Annotated in this window: 18 protein-coding genes; 2 read left to right on the top strand and 16 right to left on the bottom strand. The window is 57.1% G+C overall.

Annotated elements, in window-relative coordinates:
• Nucleotides 1–45: 45 nt before the first annotated feature.
• From pyk to LDN12_RS07420, 7 genes are all read right to left on the bottom strand, one after another.
• The gene (gene pyk / locus LDN12_RS07450; protein WP_223922044.1) at nt 46–1,488 is read right to left on the bottom strand and encodes a pyruvate kinase; all 1,443 of its coding nucleotides are present in this window, start codon (nt 1,486–1,488) and stop codon (nt 46–48) included.
• Between the two features lie 183 nt (nt 1,489–1,671).
• Complete coding sequence (locus LDN12_RS07445; protein ID WP_223922043.1) at nt 1,672–3,609, bottom strand: aconitate hydratase; 1,938 nt, start codon at nt 3,607–3,609, stop codon at nt 1,672–1,674.
• Between the two features lie 166 nt (nt 3,610–3,775).
• On the bottom strand, nt 3,776–5,236 hold the full coding sequence (gene lpdA / locus LDN12_RS07440) for a dihydrolipoyl dehydrogenase (RefSeq protein WP_223922042.1): 1,461 nt from the start codon (nt 5,234–5,236) through the stop codon (nt 3,776–3,778).
• A 33-nt stretch (nt 5,237–5,269) separates the two neighbouring features.
• Entirely contained in the window at nt 5,270–6,562 is a 1,293-nt protein-coding gene (gene odhB, locus LDN12_RS07435; protein WP_223922041.1) for a 2-oxoglutarate dehydrogenase complex dihydrolipoyllysine-residue succinyltransferase, read from the bottom strand.
• A gap of 213 nt (nt 6,563–6,775) precedes the next feature.
• A complete protein-coding gene (gene nifS / locus LDN12_RS07430) occupies nt 6,776–7,951 on the bottom strand; it encodes a cysteine desulfurase NifS (RefSeq protein WP_223922040.1) in 1,176 nt (391 codons plus the stop codon).
• Nucleotides 7,948–8,823, bottom strand: a complete 876-nt coding sequence (nifU, locus tag LDN12_RS07425) for a Fe-S cluster assembly protein NifU (RefSeq protein ID WP_223922039.1) — start codon at nt 8,821–8,823, stop codon at nt 7,948–7,950. The genes nifS and nifU overlap by 4 nt, the downstream gene beginning before the upstream one ends.
• A gap of 118 nt (nt 8,824–8,941) precedes the next feature.
• Complete coding sequence (locus LDN12_RS07420; protein WP_223924042.1) at nt 8,942–10,363, bottom strand: phosphoglucomutase/phosphomannomutase family protein; 1,422 nt, start codon at nt 10,361–10,363, stop codon at nt 8,942–8,944.
• 164 nt (nt 10,364–10,527) lie between these two features.
• Between LDN12_RS07420 and LDN12_RS07415 the strand changes: the two genes are divergently transcribed.
• Together LDN12_RS07415 and LDN12_RS07410 are read left to right on the top strand one after the other, a co-directional pair.
• On the top strand, nt 10,528–10,818 hold the full coding sequence (locus LDN12_RS07415) for a PxxKW family cysteine-rich protein (RefSeq protein ID WP_223922038.1): 291 nt from the start codon (nt 10,528–10,530) through the stop codon (nt 10,816–10,818).
• Between the two features lie 96 nt (nt 10,819–10,914).
• The gene (locus LDN12_RS07410; protein WP_223922037.1) at nt 10,915–11,418 is read left to right on the top strand and encodes an NUDIX hydrolase; all 504 of its coding nucleotides are present in this window, start codon (nt 10,915–10,917) and stop codon (nt 11,416–11,418) included.
• Here LDN12_RS07410 and LDN12_RS07405 read toward each other — a convergent pair.
• The 9 genes from LDN12_RS07405 to LDN12_RS07365 form a co-directional block, all read right to left on the bottom strand.
• Nucleotides 11,411–12,232: a menaquinone biosynthetic enzyme MqnA/MqnD family protein gene (locus LDN12_RS07405; protein WP_308464312.1), complete on the bottom strand. Its 822-nt coding sequence runs from the start codon at nt 12,230–12,232 to the stop codon at nt 11,411–11,413. The genes LDN12_RS07410 and LDN12_RS07405 overlap by 8 nt on opposite strands.
• Nucleotides 12,232–13,719, bottom strand: coding sequence for a TolC family protein (locus LDN12_RS07400; protein ID WP_223922036.1), 1,488 nt, complete (start codon nt 13,717–13,719; stop codon nt 12,232–12,234). Before LDN12_RS07400 ends, LDN12_RS07405 begins: the two co-directional genes overlap by 1 nt.
• Nucleotides 13,720–13,794: 75 nt before the next feature.
• Complete coding sequence (gcvH, locus tag LDN12_RS07395) at nt 13,795–14,181, bottom strand: glycine cleavage system protein GcvH (protein WP_223922035.1); 387 nt, start codon at nt 14,179–14,181, stop codon at nt 13,795–13,797.
• A gap of 4 nt (nt 14,182–14,185) precedes the next feature.
• Nucleotides 14,186–15,526 (bottom strand): acetyl-CoA carboxylase biotin carboxylase subunit, encoded by a 1,341-nt coding sequence (accC, locus tag LDN12_RS07390; RefSeq protein WP_223922034.1) that lies wholly within the window; start codon nt 15,524–15,526, stop codon nt 14,186–14,188.
• 29 nt (nt 15,527–15,555) lie between these two features.
• A complete protein-coding gene (accB, locus tag LDN12_RS07385; protein ID WP_223922033.1) occupies nt 15,556–16,017 on the bottom strand; it encodes an acetyl-CoA carboxylase biotin carboxyl carrier protein in 462 nt (153 codons plus the stop codon).
• 61 nt (nt 16,018–16,078) lie between these two features.
• Nucleotides 16,079–17,146, bottom strand: a complete 1,068-nt coding sequence (locus LDN12_RS07380; protein ID WP_223922032.1) for a Xaa-Pro peptidase family protein — start codon at nt 17,144–17,146, stop codon at nt 16,079–16,081.
• Between the two features lie 84 nt (nt 17,147–17,230).
• On the bottom strand, nt 17,231–17,668 hold the full coding sequence (aroQ, locus tag LDN12_RS07375; protein WP_223922031.1) for a type II 3-dehydroquinate dehydratase: 438 nt from the start codon (nt 17,666–17,668) through the stop codon (nt 17,231–17,233).
• Nucleotides 17,669–17,670: 2 nt separating this feature from the next.
• A complete protein-coding gene (locus LDN12_RS07370) occupies nt 17,671–18,033 on the bottom strand; it encodes a roadblock/LC7 domain-containing protein (protein ID WP_223922030.1) in 363 nt (120 codons plus the stop codon).
• Complete coding sequence (locus LDN12_RS07365) at nt 18,024–19,016, bottom strand: lipopolysaccharide assembly protein LapB (protein ID WP_223922029.1); 993 nt, start codon at nt 19,014–19,016, stop codon at nt 18,024–18,026. Before LDN12_RS07365 ends, LDN12_RS07370 begins: the two co-directional genes overlap by 10 nt.
• Nucleotides 19,017–19,018 lie beyond the last annotated feature (2 nt).

The following is a 19,018-nucleotide window of genomic DNA, read 5'->3' as shown; positions in this document are numbered from 1 at the left end:
GTGCGCTGCATTGCCCATGCAAAACCGGTCCGAAAAACGAACAAGTCAGTAGATTTCGAAGAATTCGCCGGTCCCCAGCTTATGCACCTTCATCAGATTGGTGGACCCCCGCGCCTCTACGGGCAGTCCCATGATGATGACGATGATGTCCCCTTTACGGTAGCCGGCAGCGAGCATATTGCGCTCCACCGCCATGATCTGCTGGTGCATGTCCGCCATGATACCGATGCCGGTGGCGCTGACCCCCCAGTAGATGGAGAGCCTTCTCTGGATCTCCGGCGATGCGGTATAGGCTATGATCGGTATATGTGGGCGAAAGCGGGAGATAAGCGCCGCCGTGCTGCCTGATTGGGTGAACACGGCAATGGTCTTGGCACTCAGACTGGTGGCCGCCCGGCAGGCCGACTCGGCCACCGCTTGGGCAATGCTGGGCGTTGAGGCGCTCCGGTCCACCTTACTCCAGAAATCGGCGCTTTCCACATCCCGCGCGATGCGGACCATGGTTTCCACTGCCTCCACCGGGTAATCCCCCGAGGCGGTCTCGGCGGAGAGCATGACCGCATCGGTACCGTCCACGATAGCGTTGGCCACGTCGGACGTTTCAGCCCTCGTCGGCCGCGGATTGCGAACCATGGATTCCAGCATCTGGGTGGCGGTGATGACCGGCTTGCCGGCCTCGTTGCAGGCTTGGATGATCTTTTTCTGGAAGACCGGCACCTTCTCGGCTTCGATCTCCACCCCCAGGTCACCACGCGCCACCATGACCGCATCCGTCGCATGGAGGATCTTCTTGAAATTCTGCAACGCCTCAGGTTTTTCAATTTTGGCCACCACCGGCGTGTTCTTGCCCTTCAGGTAGATGATCCGTTTGATCTGCTCCACATCATCGGCAGTACGAACAAAGGAGAGAGCCACGAAATCCACATCGGCCTCAAGCGCAAAGTCCAGATCAACCAAGTCTTTCTCGGTCAGGGAGGGGGCCGACACATTCACGCCCGGCAGGTTGATCCCCTTGTTGTTTTTCAGTACGCCGCCGGTCACCACGGCACACCTTACCCGCTCACCATCGATGGCCACGACCTTCAACTCCAACAAGCCATCGTCCAGCAGGATGCGCGAACCGGGATGCACGTCGTACGGCAGAGAACGGTAGACTGTGGGGATGACGCCGTCCCGGCCGAGAATATCCTCAGTGGTGATGATCACCTCCTGCCCCTTGGTCAAGGTCATGGCATCGTCCGCCATTTTGCCGGTCCTGATTTTCGGTCCCTGCAGGTCAGCTAGGATGCCAACCTGGCGTCCTAGCTTTTCCGAGGTCTGCCTGATGGTACGGATCAACTTTTGTTTCTGGACGTTGTCGCCGTGGGAGAAATTGAGGCGAAAGATATCCACGCCGGCCACCATGAGCCGGGCCACCATGTCGGGCGAAGAACTAGCCGGACCAAGGGTGGCAACGATTTTGGTTTTGTGGACTGCGGTTCTTGGCATTCATGCTCCTCTGTAGGAGGTTATTGAAAAACAGCCATCTCGCCGCCATCCTCGAAGGCCCTTTCGTGCGGCGTAGCGCTGCTACGCCTCCTCGGGGCCTTCTGCGGGTGCGACGATCTGACTATTTTTGAACAACCGGGGATATTCAACAGTCTGTCAGGCTATGGCCGCTTTGATCTCATTTCACTCTTGGCTTTCGTGCCGTACGTAATTCAGTGTTCCACCGGCCAGCAATTCCTTACGTTGACGATCGGAGATATTCAACTGCATTATGATCTGTTTGTCCCCCACCAATACCGGCACCTCCTCGGCGCCGCTCTCAACAAGGCGTCGCAGGTCCGAGAACGAGACCCGGTCCCCCTGTTTGAACAGATCGTAATCGGCCGGGGTCTTGAAGGTCAGCGGCAGGATGCCGAAGTTAACCAAGTTGGCCTTGTGGATGCGGGCAAAGCTCTTGACCAGCTTGGCGCGGATTCCCAGATAACGGGGCGCAAGGGCCGCATGTTCCCGGGACGACCCCTGACCGTAGTTCTCGCCCCCCACCACCACCCCGTTGCCGGCCGTCTTGGCCCTGGCCGGAAACTCCGGGTCAACCTGCTCGAAGACATGTTCGGCTATGGCCGGGATGTTGCTCCGCAACGGCAGCACCTTGTTGCCTGCCGGCATGATGTGGTCGGTGCTGACATTATCCTCCAGCTTAATGACCACCTCCGCCTGCAGCGTATCCGGCAGCGCCTCGAATTCCGGGAACGGCACGATGTTAGGTCCGGTCTTGATCTCAACGGAGGTGGTATCCTCCAGAGGGGAGATGATGCCGGAATCGTCCAGCAAATACGCGGAGGGGTTCTGCACCGCCGGATAGGCTTTGATGGCACCCAGCTTGCGCGGATCGGTGATCACTCCGTAAATACCCGCGGCAGCGGCGGTCTCCGGGGAACAGAGATAGACCTTGTCCCCTTTGGTGCCGCTCCTGCCCGGGAAGTTGCGCGGGAAGGTACGCAACGAAACCTGGTCGGTGCCCGGCGCCTGCCCCATGCCGATGCAACCCAAGCAACCGGACTGATGGATGGTTGCACCGGCCATCAGCAACGTCACAACCCCGCCTTGGTCGGCCACGTTTTCCAGCACCTGGCGGCTGCCTGGGTTGATATGGAACGACAATTGAGGCGCAACACGCTGCCCCTCCAAAATGCGGCAGACCATCATCAGGTCGCGGAACGAGGAGTTGACCGAACTCCCCACCAACACCTGATCTACCTTGATGCCCTCCACTTCCCGCACCGCAACGACGTTGTCCGGCGAGGACGGGCAGGCGATCAACGGTTCCAGTGAGGACAGGTCGATCTCGTCGTATTCGTCGTAGGCTGCCCCCTCGTCCGCCCCGAGAGGTTGCCAGCAATCGCCCCTGCCCTGTGAAATCAGGAACTCCCGCGTTCGTTCGTCCGAGGGGAAGATGGAGGAGGTGGCACCAAGTTCAGCGCCCATGTTGCCTATGGTGGCGCGGTCGGTGGCCGAAAGCGTTGCAACACCCGGGCCGTAGTACTCGATGACCTTGCCCACTCCCCCCTTGACCGTATGCCGACGGAGCATCTCCAGGATGACGTCCTTGCCCGAAACCCAGTCGGGCAGGCGACCCACCAGTTTAACTCCCATAACCTTGGGACAGGGGAGATAAAAGGGATGTCCGGCCATGGCCAAAGCCACGTCCAGGCCGCCGGCCCCGATAGCCAGCACCGATATGCCGGCAGCCGTGGGGGAGTGTGAATCGGCCCCAAGGAGTGTGATACCCGGCACGCCGAAGCGCTCCAGGTGCACCTGGTGGGAAACGCCGTTGCCCGGCTTGGACAGGTGCACGCCATACTTCATGGCCGCGCTGGTCAGAAAGGCGTGGTCGTCGGCGTTTTTATAGTCGGTTTGCAGCAGGTTGTGATCTATATACTGGGCCGCCAGCCCCACTTTGACTCTCGGCAACCCCATGGCGATGAACTCCAACATGGCCATGGTGCCGGTGGCATCCTGCAAAAGCGTGTGATCGATACGGATGGCAATCTCCCGACCGGGGACCAGTTCCCCCTCCACCAGATGATGTTCGAGTATTTTGTTCGCAAGGTTCTTTGCCATTGTAATCATCCCCTTCCTTTATAATGCATGCTGTCATTAGTATACCCTTAATCTGTGATACCTGCACGGCGGATAGAGCGACATGCCGGAGTCCAAGGCCGCCCTTGAAGTGAATTGCGACCGTTCCGTACTTCACTATATTTGCCGCTAAAAAATGTTGGCTTCCTCAGGCGTGAATCGCCTCCTTGTGCACATCCAAGGCGGCCTCCCTCACGGCCTCGGGTAGAGTCGGGTGGGCATGACAGATCAGGGCTATATCCCGGGCCGTGCCGCCGAAACTCATGATAGCGACCGCCTCGGCAATCAGGTCCGATGCCCGCGGCCCGACGATGTGCACCCCCAGAACCCGGTCCGTATCCTGATGTGCCAGAATCTTGACGAATCCTTCCGTTTCGTCCATGCAGCGCGCCCGGCCAAGGGCGGCAAAATTGAACCGTCCGCTCCGGTAAGGGGTGCCGGCCTCCTTGAGCTGTTCCTCGGTCTGGCCAACCGTAGCGCCTTCCGGCCAGGTATAGACCACGCCGGGGATATACTCGTACTCCACCACTGCGACCTTGCCCACCATGCGTTCAACGCAGGCCACCCCCTCTTCCGAGGCTTTGTGGGCCAGCATCGGGCCAGGGACCAGATCCCCTATGGCGTAGATGCCCGGTACGGAAGTCTGATAATCCGCATCCACCGCCACCCTTCCTTTCTCGTCCAGCCGCACCCCCACCTCTTCCAGGTTGAGCCCGGTCGTCAGTGGGCGACGGCCCACAGCCACCAGCAGGCGGTCGCAATCGATCTCTTCGCTGCCGGTACCGGCGTTGAACTGGACAATAGCCTTGCTGCCGATGCGGCGCACCCCGGTGATCCGCGTCCCCAGCTTGAACTGGATGCCCTGTTTACGCAGGGAGCGGTAGAGGGTGTCTCCCGCCTGGCGGTCCATAACCGGCACGATCTGGGGCAGCATCTCCACCACCGTTACCTGGGCTCCCAGACGGCGCCAGATTGACCCCAGTTCCAGGCCTATGAAGCTGCCTCCGGCAACGACCAAGTGTTGGGGAAGTTCGTCAAAGCAGAGCGCCTCGCGGGCACTGACCACCACCTGCCCGTCAAAGGGGATACCTGGGAGCATGGCGGCCTCGCTACCGGTTGCCAGCAGTACTCGCGGCGCCTGGAGCTTCATCGTCGTTTCCGTATCCGTAGGCAGGTTCTGCTGAACGGCGGGCGTTGCAGCCTCTACAAGCGCCACCTCGACCTCGTGCCGGCCAAGTGCGTTGCGTCCTGCAAGCCGCCCCGTGCCATGAATCCACTCGATCTCGTTCTTCTTGAAGAGATAGGCGATGCCGTCGGTATTCTTTTTGACCACGTCGTCCTTACGGCGCATCATGGCTTCCAGGTTAAGTTGGGGTGGAGCGATGTCGATGCCGTGCACGGAAAAACGATCCCGCGCCACGGCAAAAAACTCGCTGGAGTCCAGCAGAGCCTTGCTGGGAATGCACCCTTCGTTCAGACAGACGCCCCCCAACGCACCGCGCTTTTCGACGACGGCAACCTTCATCCCCAATTGCGTGGCGCGGATGGCGGCCACATAGCCGCCCGGTCCAGCACCAACAACGATAAGATCGAATATGTGATCGGACATGACAGAATCCTCCCTATGGAATGTTAAGGTGCCCTAGCCTTCCAGCAACAACTCCTCTGGGTCCTCGATATATTCCTTGATCTTCTTCAGGAACCCGACCGCCTCACGCCCGTCGATGATGCGATGGTCATAGGAGAGCGCCAGGTACATCATGGGACGTATGACGATCTGGCCATCGCGAACCACTGGGCGCTCCAGGATGGCGTGCATGCCGAGTACGCCGCTTTGAGGTGGATTAAGTATGGGGGTGGAGAGCATGGAACCGTACACGCCGCCGTTTGAGATGGTAAAGGTGCCCCCCTCCAGGTCGGAGATGGTCAGGCGGTTGGTTTTGATCTTCTCGCTGAAGCCGTTGATCGCCTGTTCCACTTCGTGAAAATGGAGCCGCTCCGCATTGCGCAGGATCGGGACCACAAGCCCTTTCTCGCCGCCCACGGCAATGCCGATATCGTAGTAATGGTGGTACACGATGTCGTCGCCGTCAATGCTGGCATTCACGGACGGAAATTCCCGTAGCGCCTCGACGCACGCCTTGACGAAAAACGGCATGAAGCCAAGCTTGACGCCGTGACGCTTTTGGAAATGGTCCCGGTACTTGTCTCTCAACGCCATGATGTGGCTCAGGTCGGCCTCGTTGAAGGTGGTGAGCATGGCGGTTTCCCGCCGCACCGCCACAAGGCGTTCGGCGATACGCTTGCGGATGGGGGACATGGCCCGTCGTTCTTCCCTCTCGGACACATAAGGGGGGGGCTCCTCCGAGTGGACTGCGGCGATGGGCCCAACCGGTGCAGGCGGGACGGAAACGGCAACCATGCCTTGGGACGGTATTAGAACAGAGGCAGCATCCGGGGGGGGCACTGGTGTGGCCGCTCCTTGCTGGGACTTTTCCGCGATGCCGCTGAACAGGTCGTCCAGGGTGATGCGCCCCCCCTTGCCGGTCCCCACGACCGAGGCGGGGTCAATCCCCTGTTCGCGCATTTCCCGTCGGGCGGCCGGCGTCGATGGCGCAGAGGCGGAATTAGCCGGTGACAGTTGCACCGGTACTGCCGGTGCTGATATCGGTGCTGTTGCAATCGGAGCAACTGCGACGGCAACCTGTTGTTCATCGATAGAGCCGATGACCGTGCCGACTGGAATTGTCGTCCCTTCGGTTACCGTGATCGCGAGCACCCCGGCCGCATCGGCGTTGATGTCCAGCGTGATCTTGTCGGTTTCGATCTCGCAGAGCGCTTCGTCCCTCTTAACACTCTCGCCGTCCTTCTTGAACCACTTGGCCAGCAGTGCTTCCCGGACCGATTCGCCCACCTCAGGCACTCGTATCTCCATAATAAATACTCCTCCCAAAAGGGTCAATCACCGCCTCATCGGGACGGCCGAATTTTATTCTAACGCATTTTCCCCGATACGCCAGTAAAAACAGGGGGCGGCCATTCTGCGGCCGCCCCCTGCGGGGTCTGCTGTTTTCATAGTTGCTCTATTTGGTTCGTGGCAATCACTATCGGCATCACATGTAATTCCAGCAGATAAAACCGATAATACTCAACCCTGTTCCTTGAGAAACTCCCTGCCAAAAGGCGACATCTGCCGCAGATGGGCAATGACCGGCGGCAGTTCGCGGATGACCGTGTCGATCTCGGCGTCAGTGGTATAACAGGAGAGCGAGAAGCGGATCGAGCCGTGGGCGCAGGTAAAGGGCACACCCATAGCCCGCAGCACGTGAGACGGTTCCAGAGAGCCGGAAGTACAGGCGCTTCCCGACGAAGCGCAGATACCCAACTCGTTGAGCAAAAGCAGGATCGCTTCACCCTCTACGAACTCAAAGGCGATGTTCACAGTATTGGGGAGGCGCTCGGCAGCGCCACCGTTGATGCGGGCATGGGGGATACGGGCCATAAGTTCGTTCTGCAAGCGGTCACGCAAAGCCTTTACCTGAGTATTCTCGGTCACCATGTTTTGCCCGGCGAGTTCGCAGGCCTTACCTAGGGCGATGATGGCGGCGGCATTTTCCGTACCGGCGCGGCGGCTCTTCTCCTGGTGTCCTCCCACCATGAAGGGGCGAAAGGGGGTGCCACGGCGCAGATAGAGCACGCCTATCCCTTTGGGCGCGTGCAGTTTATGGCCGGAGAGCGACAGCATGTCGATCTTCGAGGCCGCCAGGTTGATCGGAACCTTGCCTACGGCTTGGACGGCGTCCGTATGAAACAGCGCCCCCTTGGCCTTGGCGATGGCGGCAGCCTCCTCGATGGGGAAAATCACGCCGGTCTCGTTGTTGGCGTACATTAGCGATACAATGGCCGTATCAGCATCTACCACAGCCTTCAACTCCTCCATGTCCAGCCGCCCCTCGCTATCCACGCCGATCTCACTGACCCGGTACCCTTTCTGGGTCAGATTGCGACACTGGGTCAGTACGGCCGGATGTTCCACACGAGAGGTGATGACGTGGCGTTTTTCCGGGAAGACCTCCAGGGCTGAACGAATGGCAGCGTTGTCGCTCTCGGTGCCACAGGCGGTGAAGATAATCTCGTCCGGCGAGGCACCCAGGAGTGCGGCCACACGTTTACGGGCCTCGTCCACCTTCTGTTGTACCTGGCCGCCGAAGAAATGCATGGAACTGGGGTTGCCGTACAGTTCGCAGAAATAGGGGCGCATCTCCTCGAAGACCGCCTCGTCCACCTTGGTGGTGGCGTTATTGTCCAGATAGATTTCTTTCATGCCGCGACCTCCTCAACCACGATGTCCTCCGCCACTAGGTCGCGCAGTTTCTGCTCCACCACGCGGGAGGTGTAGCCGGAAGATGCACAGCCTGCACACGCCTTACGGAAGGCCACCTGCACCTTGGGACCGTCGATGTCGATCAGTTCCAGGTCTCCGCCGTCGGCCCACAACAGAGGCCGGATATCCCGCTCCAGAACCTCCTGGATCATCTGCATCTTTTTCATATTAGAAAGTTTTTCAGGCCGCTTCCGAGTTTCTTCGGACTGCTGGCCGCCCATCACCTCGGCGATTAACTCCTTGATCCGAGGAATACAGCCGCCGCAGCCGCCGCCAGCTTTGGTAAAATGGGTCACCTGTTCGGCCGTGGTCAGCTTATTGGTTTCGATCACCTTTTTCAGGAAGACATCGGTGATGCCGAAACATTTACAAACAATGGTTCCCTCTTGGTCGGGGTAGCTCGGGCCGTGATCGTGGTCGTGGTCGTGAGGCTTCACCTCATGGCCACGGTATTTGGCAATGGCAACCTCCAGCGCTTCCTGTCCCATCACCGAGCAGTGCATCTTCTCCTCCGGCAGCCCACCCAGAAACTCGGCAATGTCCTGATTGCTGATGGCCAGGGCCTCATCCAGGTTCTTGCCCTTCACCATCTCGGTCAGGGCCGACGAGGAGGCGATGGCGCTGGCGCAGCCAAAGGTCTGAAATTTGGCGTCAACGATCTTGTCCTTGTTGTCGTCCAACTTGAGATAGAGTTTCAGGGCGTCGCCGCACGCCAAGCTACCTACCTCGCCGACAGCGTCAGCATCAGGGATATCCCCCACGTTACGGGGATTGAGAAAATGATCTTTTACGGTTGGTGTATAGTCCCACATGGTGATGGTCTCCTTGCGTATTGAATGTATTCGAAAAGACTTCCGTTACCTTGCAGCAGGAATTACCGGGATACAACGCCCTTTTTATGGGTTTCTATCCCCCGCACCCTGTCAATGTTCACCCCATTATAAACTTTCGTCCCGATGCCATAACCTCCGCCAGCCTTGCTTCCGTGGCCGCCTCACCATAGAGGCGCACCACCGGCTCAGTGCCCGACTTGCGAAAAAGTATCCAACTGCCGTCTTCCAGCAGCAGTTTGGTCCCGTCGATCCTGATCACCTCCTTGATCTTGGTCCCGGCGACCTCGGCGGGAAGTGTCGTAATCTTTTTTGCGTACTCGCTCTCCAGTTGCGGTGATAGCTTGAGGTTGTCTCGGCGAGTGATGAAACGTCCTACCTCGCCATAGAGCCGTTCCAACAACTCCCGGATGGTCTTTCCCTCCCGGGCTACCATCTCCGCCACCAGGAAACAGGCCAGAATACCGTCTTTTTCGGGCACATGCCCCTTGATTGAGAGCCCGGCGCTTTCTTCGCCGCCAATAACGATCTTGTCCTGGCTGATCAGTTCGCCGACATATTTGAAGCCGACCGGCGTCTCATAGACCGGGATGCCGTGTTTTCGGGCTACGGCATCGATCAGGTGGGAGGTGGCGACACTACGGGCCACGCCCCCTTCCAGTTTACGCACCCTTATCAGGTAATCAAGAAGCAGGGCGATGATGTAGTTGGGCTCGATGTAGGAACCGTCGCTGTCCAAGATGCCGAAACGGTCGGCGTCGCCGTCGGTTGCCAACCCCAGACGAATTGCCGGGTCGCTTTTGACCATAGCGATAAAATCGGGGATATGACTTTCGGACGGCTCGGGTGGCTGGCCGCCGAAGTACGGATCCAGATGGTCGTTGATAATGGCATAAGGAATATTGCGCTGCTTAAGCGGCTCATCCAGATACCCCCGCCCGGTGCCGTACAGTGGATTAAGCGCCACCTTCCCAAGGTGCGCAATGGCATCAAAGTCAACCTTGTTTTCCAACGCTTTCAAGTATCCCTGCCGGGGGTCAATGCGCTCCAGGAGCCCCTGGCGTGACGCATCATCAAAGGAAAGGCTTGTTGAACAGCAGGCCGAACCCAGCATACTGTTGGCCCGTTGTTCGATATCGGTGGTGGTCTCAGGCAGCGCCGCCCCCCCCCAGGAGGGCGAGAACTTGACCCCGTTGTATTCGGGCGGATTATGGCTGGCGGTAAAGTTGACGGCGCCGGCGGCATGACGCCGCAGTATTTCGAATGAGATGACCGGCGTGGGGGTATCACGTTCACACAGGTAGGCCTTGACGCCCGCGCCCGCAAAAACCCGCGCCGCCTCTTCGACAAAACGCTGCCCCATGAAACGGGTATCGCAGCCTACTATCACTCCTTTGTGCTGTTCCCCGGAGGCGATGAGGTGGTCGGCAATGGCCCGGATAACCACCCTGACATTGTCAAAAATGAAGTCTTCGCAGAGAATGCCGCGCCATCCGGACGTTCCAAAAGCGATTCGCATGATACGCCTCCCAAAAACAAGACATCTTTTGTCGTATTAAGGTAATACACCAACGTCCGTCCGTCAAGTCAAACAGGTCATAATTTCAAGGATTTTTCCTGTTGACTTTTTTCAACCATACTTGTTACAGTTAGATTTCAATACAGAATACTTTAGGAGGAAGAAGCATGCAGTGTCAGACTGTACTTCCCGGTACCGAGTGTACCTTTTGGGGCAAACAGGGGTGTGTTTTCCCGGACGGCTCCTGCCAGATCGTAGTTGAAAATTGTGAAGGATGCGAGCGCATCGTAACCGGTTCCATTGGTCAGGTTTGCAGCGCCTATCCGGCTCCGGCCAAAAAATGGGCCAATGGCCTCTGCAACTTCGCCAGCCACGTCAAGGTGGAAATCAAGGTGGAAGATGTCAGGGTCAACCCCCTCAAAGCCTCCAAGAAGGCATCCGGCGGCAAGAAGAAGTAAGCGTCGTATCTTTTCGTACCAGTACGGAGGGGGAACCATGTTCCCCCTTTTTTTGTGTGCCGAGGCGTAGCCTCGGCGGCAGCCGGGAGGTTTACCATGTCCTTTGATACGCTTACCTGCCCTTCGTGCGGCTCTCCGGTCAGACAGTACCGCAACCCCTTCCCAACGGTGGATATCATCATCGAGATCGATGGCCGCATTGTGCTGATCGAGCGCAAAAATGCGCCTCATGGCTGGGCATTGCCGGGAGGTTTCGTGGACTACGGGGAATCGCTTGAAGAAGCGGCGCGACGGGAAGCAAAAGAAGAAACGTCATTGGAGATCGGCAACCTGCGCTTACTGGGATGCTACTCGGACCCGGAGCGGGATGCGCGTATGCACACCATTTCAACGGTTTTTGTGGCGCAGGGAAGCGGGATTCCCCGTGCCGCCGACGACGCGGCCAACCTGGCGCTCTTCAGACTTGAGGAACTGCCGTCCCCGCTCTGCTTCGACCACGCCAGGATACTGGCCGACTATGCCGCTGTTGTCGGCTCCGGGCGACAAACGGCGACTGGCCGGATTCTTGTTTCATGGGGCACAAAACATTCACCTATTTAAAAAAGTGCAACTCGGGGGCATGCGGGATCAATCCAAGCTCCGCCGCATATCGGTAGAACAGTCGCAATCCCTCTTGTTGCGCCCCCCCCAATTCGTAGGAAATATTCTCCCGCCAGTATCTTATAAGCCCCTCACGCCCCATCCATGCCATTTCAGGCACCGCATCCGCAATAAACTCCCGCTCCTGATCCGCATACCCTTTGGCCTGGACAAGTTGGTCAGCCAGCAGCCGCACTTCCTGATACCGTTCCCTTACGGCGGCACGGGTACAAAACCACAGGGCAAATACAAATGGCAACCCGGTCCATTCATACCAGAGCGATCCCAAATCGTAGATCCGCAGGCCGGTTTCTGACATGGACGAACGCAACGCGGCATCCCCGATCAGCAACATGGCGGGCGCCGTGCGAAGCGCCTCGGTCAGCGGGCTGGAGGATACAGTATACCGGCAGGATTGGCCAAAACACTTACCCAGGAGTATCCTGAGCAGGTTGACGGATGTAGCCGATTCCGCGCTCAATAACACCTCCTTGCCGTCAAGCTCTTCTATGGGAACACGGGAGAAGAGTAGAACGCTGGCAACCGGGCCGACACTGCTTATGGAGAGATCGGGCAGAATGAGGTAGCGCTCGGAATGAATGGCATATTCTATTGAGGATGAAGGGCAGACATCAATTTCCTCAGCGGCGAGCATGGCATTCAGGCGAGCCGGGACCCCGGCGGTGAACCGATAGCCGTCGCAGGGAAAATGTGCCTTGAGTGCGTGAAACAGGGGAGTGACGTTTGCGTAGTCTATGCGGCCAATAGTGAGCATCAGCGTATATTCTTGTAGAGTTTGTCCGCATCGTCTTCTACGACGCGGATACCTTGCCGTTCCAGAAGTTCGCCGGTTACCTGCCACAGATGGGTAATGGCATTATCGTAGTTCACCACCGCCGCGATTTGGTTGTTTTTGGCTGCCACAAGGTCATTTTCCACATCTAATACATCCTTGTTGGTGGCAAGACCGACATCCTTCCTGCGCAGATAGGCTTTGAGGCGTTCCTCGGCATAGGCCCTGCCCCGCTCGGCCACGGCGATCTGTTTGTAGGTGCTGGTGATACCCCGGATGGCGCTCTTGACGTCATTGGCGGCGTTTTCCTCAAGGCTTCGGATCTGTACAGCAGTTTGTTCGGTCTTGAGGCGGCTTTTACGGTAATCGTTTTCTGCTGCATTGTTGCCCAGTGGGTAGGTAAAGGTCAGGCCGAGGCTCCAGGCAGGATTATCGGCCGACGAGAGCGTTTCCAGATTGCGGGGATAGGTGTGATTGAGGCCGACCAGAGAGGCGGAGGCGGCAAACGACAAGTCGGGCTGAACCTTGTTATTGTAGATGCGTGTCTGAAGTTCGGCAATATCCAGGTTGCGGCGCAGCTCCTTAATGTCGGGACGGTCCATGGCCCGTTTAAGCGACGTATTTTCGTTCACGGCATAAGCATCATGACGAGGCTGATCCACCGTGACGATATCCCCTTTCCCCTTGATCTGCAACAGAAGTCGCAGGACATCAACTTCATCACTTACCGCCCTCTCGGCATCTATCAAGTCCTTTTCCCGTGAGTAGACGCCGAATTCGGCATTGGTGATCTCCATAGCGGGCAGAACACCGGCAGCAACCTGGGCCTTGGTATCGCTCAGAATCTTGCGCGCCAGTTCAAGCGAGGTACTTGCAACTTGTAACTGCTCCCGCAGGCTATAAAGCTTGAAATATTCGGTTCTGACTTGGGTGACAGTATTCAAAAGGACGGTATTGAAGTGTTCCAGTGAGGCAAACTTGGAGAGACGCGAGACGTTAATATTGATATCGGTATTCTCGCGCCCAAAATTCTTCAGCAGCGGTTGAGTGACCGTGAGCCCCAGAGTCGATTCCCAGTAGTTGCTCAAAGTACCGATGCTATTGGTGCTGTTGTAGTTGTTGTTGAAGCCGGCTGTTGCGGTTGCGCCGGTCCAGAAGAGTTGTGCCAGGGAAGCGTCGGCCTGATATGTGCGGCCATAGCTGGAGCTGGTACTACCCGTGGCCGTCGAGGGCACGGTAGAATCGCTGTAGCTGGTTTGCAGGGTTAGAAGCGGGTCGTAGATCGCCCTGTTACGGTTGATGTCAGCCTCTAACTGGGCTGGGTTGTACAGTTCAGCCCTCACGTCCAGATTCTTCTCCACCGCCATGCGGATCGCCTCGTTGAGCGAAAGGGAGATCGGCGTGTCGGCGGCCGCTGCAAGAGACGGCAGAGACATCAATACCACAAACAGTACGATGGGTGAACGCACGGTCCGGTTCCTTTCAAAACAAGAGGGCGGGATAGGCATCTATCCCGCCCTTTGTAGCACATATGCGCCGAAAAATTAATCCTTGTTTTCGACATAGTCGGCATAGTCGTCGGCCGACATGAACCCCTTCAGTTCGTCTTGGTCGTTGATCGTAACCTCCAGCAACCAACCTCCGTCATAGGGGTCATCGTTTAACAGGGCGGGGTTGTCGACTGCCTCGTGGTTGATGGTACGCACCGTCCCGCTGAAGGGGGCATAGATATCAGCCACCGTCTTGCGCGCCTCGATGGAACCTACGGAATCGTCCTGTTCCACCTCGTCGCCCTCTTCCGGCAATTCGACGCCGGAAATGGGTCCTAACTCTTCCTGAGCAAAGTCGGTTATGCCGATTACGGCCGAATTGCCTTCGACTCTGACCCAGACATGTTCCTTTGAATATTTCAGTTCCTCAGGAAAGTCCATAACGTCACTCCAGCACGATCCTTTCGAGGAAAGAGGTATCGATATCCCCCTCGATGAAATCCTTGTTCGTCATAATACGCTTGTGGAAGAAGATGGTAGTCTTGATCCCTTCGATGATGTACTCGTCGAGAGCCCGCGACATACGCCGGATGGCGTCTTCACGCGTCTCGGCGTGGACGATCAGTTTAGCGATCATGGAGTCGTAGTAGGGCACAACGGTGTATTGGTCATAAACGAAGGAATCCACTCGCACCCCCAACCCTCCCGGCGGATGGTAGGCAGTGATCTTGCCGGGACAGGGGGTGAATTTCAGCGGGTCCTCGGCGTTGATTCGACACTCGATAGCATGTCCACTGATCTTGATATCCTTTTGTTTGTAGCGAAGCGGCACGCCGGCAGCGGAGAGAATCTGCTCCCGGACGATATCGACGCCGGTCACCATCTCGGTCACCGGATGCTCAACCTGTACGCGGGTATTCATCTCCATGAAATAGAAATTATTTTGCTTGTCTACCAGGAACTCTACCGTCCCGACACTGTTATAACCGACGGCAGCGGCAGCGTTGACCGCAGCACTTCCCATGGCGTCACGCATCTCGGGGGTGATTGCCGTTGAAGGGGCCTCCTCGATCAGCTTCTGGTGACGGCGCTGAATGGAGCAGTCCCGTTCGCCCAAATGGATGACGTGTCCGTGCTTGTCGGCCAGGATCTGGATTTCCACGTGGCGCGGCCGCTCACAGTATTTCTCGATGTACACCTCGGGGTTACCGAAACCGGCCTGAGCCTCGGCACGAGCCGTAGCAAAGGCGTTGGGCAAGGCCGCCTGGGAATGAACTATCTTCATTCCCCTCCCGCCGCCGCCGGCGGTTGCCTTGATGATTACCGGAAAGCCTATTTCCTTAGCGATCTTGATCGCATCATCAACAGTTTTTACCCCTTCCTTGGTGCCGGGCAGGATTGGTACGCCGTGTTGTATAACCGCTTGGCGGGCACTGATCTTATCGCCCATTATCCGCATGCTTTCGGGGCTGGGGCCGATGAACGTAATGCCGCATTTTTCGCAGACTTCGGCAAAATTGGCGTTTTCCGAGAGAAATCCGTAACCGGGATGGATTGCCTCGGCATCGGTCAATTCTGCGGCGCTGATGATGGCGTTAATATTGAGGTAGCTTTGCGCGCTGGGCGCCGGACCGATACAGACGCTTTCGTCGGCCAGCTTGACATGGAGCGAGTTGCTGTCGGCCTGAGAGTAGACGGCAACAGTCTTGATGCCCAACTCTTTGCAGGCTCGAATCACACGGATGGCGATCTCGCCACGGTTGGCGATAAGAACTTTATGGAACATGGAGGTTAACCCCTTGGACTGAAGTAAAATTAGGCCTTCTCAACAACAAACAGTGCATCACCGAACTCCACCGGCTGGGCGTTTTCCTTACATATTTTGACGATTTTGCAGCGATACTCGGCCTCGATTTCATTCATCAGCTTCATGGCTTCGACTATGCACAATATCTGCCCCTTTTCAACAACCTGGCCGACCTCGACATAGGGGGCGGCATCCGGCGCAGGCGCCCGATAAAAGGTTCCCACGATGGGCGAATTGAGAGTTTCACCTGCTTCGACGGGTGCAACTGCAGCGGCAACGGCTGGGGCGACAGCAGGAGCTTGCTGCTGCGGGGCCGCATAGGCCTGGGGAGCGGGCGCTGCGACGGTGACATATTCGGTCTTCGGGCCACGCCGGATGACGACCTTTTCATCGGAGTTGTCCATTTCAAACTCGGTAATATCCGTCTCCGTAATCATCTTTATCAATACTTTCAAATCTTTAATGTCCATCACGTTTCTCCTTTGAATGCAGTTTCATGGTACCAGGTATACGCCCAGTATGAATATGGTACTACAAAATGAACAAATCCTTGGGCGCAGTGGTCAGCACCCGGCAGCCATCGGCGGTGACCGCAACCGTATCCTCTATCCTAACGCCGCCAAAACCAGGAATATAGATACCGGGTTCAATGGTGAAGACCATCCCCTCGGCGACAACCGCGTCACCGCGCGGGGAGAGCACCGGTTTTTCGTGAATGTCCAAGCCGACGCCATGTCCCAACCCGTGTCCGAAATAGTCCCCGTAACCACGCTCCCGTATGTACTCGCGCGCCACGGTATCCAGTTCCTTGCAGGAAATGCCTGGCCTGACCGCGGCAATGGCCATATCGTGGGCCGTCCTGACGATCTCATGGATAACCCGCTGGCGCTCGCCAAGATCGCCAATCGCTACGGTTACTGTCTCGTCGGAATGATAACCATCCTTGATGGCGCCAAAGTCGATCGTTACCAGTTCACCTGTTTGAAGCGCCTTTTCGGAGGCGACACCGTGTGGCATGGAGCCACGCACCCCCGAAGCAACAATAAAGTCGAACGCCCTGCCGTCCGCGCCGCGCCGGCGCATCTCCAACTCCAGTTCCAGAGCGATCTCTCTCTCCTTGATACCCGGTTTGAGAAGCGACCTGATAGCCATAAGGGCAGCCGATGAAAGAGCCGCAACGTCGGAAAGTCGTTGCAATTCATCAGCATCCTTACAGGAACGGATAGCATCCAGTTCAGCCCCCAGAGCCACCAGTTCGCAATCGGTCAGGGTGGAAGAAAGCGCTGTGAAGAATGCCACAGTGGTCTGGGTAGACTCAAAACCTATGCGCGAAAAACCTTGTTCCTTGACCAGCGCGGCTATGGATTCCTGCTTTGACGTGAATTCCAGAATCTCTGTTTCCCCCACCTCAACAGAGGCCTGGGTGGTATACCGCGAGTCACAGAGAAACCAACCCGCATCCCGTGTCAGCAGCAAAGCACCTTCCGATCCGCTGAACCCGCACAGGTAACGGATATTGTGCAGATTCGTGAACAGGATACAATCCAACGAATACTCTTCAAAGAACCGAACCAGATGGGAACGCCTGTTTTTTAGCATAAATGAAACCATCACCACAAACTGTTTTTGAACAATTCTTAACTGTTTTTGTTATTCCGGGAGATTTTCGACAAACTTGGCGGACTAATGTTTTTTACCATAACTAAAAAGAGCCCGCAATCCAAGCAGATAACTGTCGCAGCCGAAACCGCAAATCTGCCCTACCGCCAGGGCAGCAGTCAGACTCTTGTGGCGAAACTCTTCGCGACGGTGAATATTGGAAAGATGAACCTCGACAAACGGAACGCCTACCGACGCCAAGGCGTCACGAATGGCGACGCTGGTGTGGGTATAGGCCGCCGGGTTGATAACAATACCGTCATAATGTCCCACGGAAGCCTGAATGGCGTCGATCAGGGCGCCCTCGGCATTCGACTGCAAAAACACTACGGAACAGCCAAGTTCAGAGGCCAGCTCTTCAATGGCAGCGTTTATCTCCTCCAATGTCAGCGAGCCATAGACGTCAGGTTCACGCCGGCCGAGCAGATTAAGGTTGGGACCGTGCAGGACGAGGAATTTCATGGTCAGGCCAACTCCCGAGCCAGATCGTATGCCTTGAGACGCAGCAGGTAGCGCCCCTTACCAAAATTACCGTCTCTGGTCACGATCAGGACTGCGAACAGATCTTCATTCAGAACGCGAAGTGCCACCCGAGTCCGGTTGGTGGTGATGGAAACCTCTTCCATGGCACCGGCCTTCACGAGTTCGGCCGCACGCTTAATCTCCTTGAGGACCGTCGCATATTCAACCGACAGTGATTGAAGATCAAATTCTGACTGGGGAACCGTAATCTCGTCGATGGGGATTCCGTCATAGGCCATGATCATTGCTGCCAAACCGCCTTCGACATTCTCCACGATTTCTTTCAGGGTCTCCCTTAGCGACATGCCTTGATCCTCCTGATATTTTCAAGCCATTCCTCTAGGGTTGCTAGGGCATTGCCGGCCTCTCCCCGAGACTGCAGGCCCGAATCGGCGACCGTGGATGCCGCGGGCGGAGGCTCGACCCGTACTTCGTCGGAATCACCGAATTCTGCCTGCTCAAAATCGTCCGAGACTGCCAGGGCGGCATCGTCCCATGGCTTGGTCCGACTCGCCTCTGTGGCCGAAAGTTCAGCGATCCGTGTCAGTGCGACACTATTAGCAGGGTCGTCTGCAAGAATAGTCTGATAGATAGCGAGCGCCTTTGAGACAAACCCCTGCTGCACGTAAAGCTCGGCTAGGGTGGTGGTGGAAAGCGGGTCGTGGTGAACTGCCTCTGCCCGTTCAGCTTCCTCTTCGTTACCCACGGAAATCTCTTCGATCAGATCGCCTTCGTCCAACTCCAGAATGTCCAGATCCTCGATGATCTCGTCTTCATCGTCATAGGCAACGAATTCAGAATCCCGACGTTCTCGGGAGGCCATTACTATATCAGCTTCAGGCGCTAATCCGGTGGTAGCGATCTGCTGGGTGTTGCGCACAAGGGCCTCCAGTTCAAGGCGGCACTCGTCGTCATCCGGGTTTAGGTCCAGCACGATGTTCAAAATCTCGACGGCGGCGCGGTCATCTCCCGATCCGGCATAGAGTCGTCCCAACAGCTTCAGGGCTTCCATGTCTTCAGGTATCGCCGTAACAACCTGTTCCAGTGCTGACCGGCACTCATCCGTCAACCCTTTGGCATGACAGGCCATGGCCAAGGCCCGCTGGCCGGCGATATGCCCCGGATGCCTTATCACGCCTTTTCTGGCTACATGGAGTGCATCATCCGTCAAGCCGACCTTGAGATAGATCTCCGCCAGTCGGGCAAAGCAAAAAGAATCGGGGTTTGCCGCAAGGCGCTCCTCGTATGCCTTGATATCAGTCCAGAATGACCCGCTGTCCTGCTGCATGA

This window comes from Geobacter sp. AOG2 (genome assembly GCF_019972295.1).
Classification (GTDB): domain Bacteria; phylum Desulfobacterota; class Desulfuromonadia; order Geobacterales; family Pseudopelobacteraceae; genus Oryzomonas.
The sequence above is the reverse complement of the archived record's forward strand: the minus strand, read 5'-3'. Positions and strand labels throughout refer to the sequence as shown.

Coding starts and splice junctions, on each gene's coding strand:
- pyk (WP_223922044.1), bottom strand. CDS start 1,488: ATGCCAAGAACCGCAGTCCACAAAACCAAAATCGTTGCCACCCTTGGT.
- LDN12_RS07445 (WP_223922043.1), bottom strand. CDS start 3,609: ATGGCAAAGAACCTTGCGAACAAAATACTCGAACATCATCTGGTGGAG.
- lpdA (WP_223922042.1), bottom strand. CDS start 5,236: ATGTCCGATCACATATTCGATCTTATCGTTGTTGGTGCTGGACCGGGC.
- odhB (WP_223922041.1), bottom strand. CDS start 6,562: ATGGAGATACGAGTGCCTGAGGTGGGCGAATCGGTCCGGGAAGCACTG.
- nifS (WP_223922040.1), bottom strand. CDS start 7,951: ATGAAAGAAATCTATCTGGACAATAACGCCACCACCAAGGTGGACGAG.
- nifU (WP_223922039.1), bottom strand. CDS start 8,823: ATGTGGGACTATACACCAACCGTAAAAGATCATTTTCTCAATCCCCGT.
- LDN12_RS07415 (WP_223922038.1), top strand. CDS start 10,528: ATGCAGTGTCAGACTGTACTTCCCGGTACCGAGTGTACCTTTTGGGGC.
- LDN12_RS07410 (WP_223922037.1), top strand. CDS start 10,915: ATGTCCTTTGATACGCTTACCTGCCCTTCGTGCGGCTCTCCGGTCAGA.
- LDN12_RS07405 (WP_308464312.1), bottom strand. CDS start 12,232: ATGCTCACTATTGGCCGCATAGACTACGCAAACGTCACTCCCCTGTTT.
- gcvH (WP_223922035.1), bottom strand. CDS start 14,181: ATGGACTTTCCTGAGGAACTGAAATATTCAAAGGAACATGTCTGGGTC.
- accC (WP_223922034.1), bottom strand. CDS start 15,526: ATGTTCCATAAAGTTCTTATCGCCAACCGTGGCGAGATCGCCATCCGT.
- accB (WP_223922033.1), bottom strand. CDS start 16,017: ATGGACATTAAAGATTTGAAAGTATTGATAAAGATGATTACGGAGACG.
- LDN12_RS07380 (WP_223922032.1), bottom strand. CDS start 17,146: ATGCTAAAAAACAGGCGTTCCCATCTGGTTCGGTTCTTTGAAGAGTAT.
- aroQ (WP_223922031.1), bottom strand. CDS start 17,668: ATGAAATTCCTCGTCCTGCACGGTCCCAACCTTAATCTGCTCGGCCGG.
- LDN12_RS07370 (WP_223922030.1), bottom strand. CDS start 18,033: ATGTCGCTAAGGGAGACCCTGAAAGAAATCGTGGAGAATGTCGAAGGC.
- LDN12_RS07365 (WP_223922029.1), bottom strand. CDS start 19,016: ATGCAGCAGGACAGCGGGTCATTCTGGACTGATATCAAGGCATACGAG.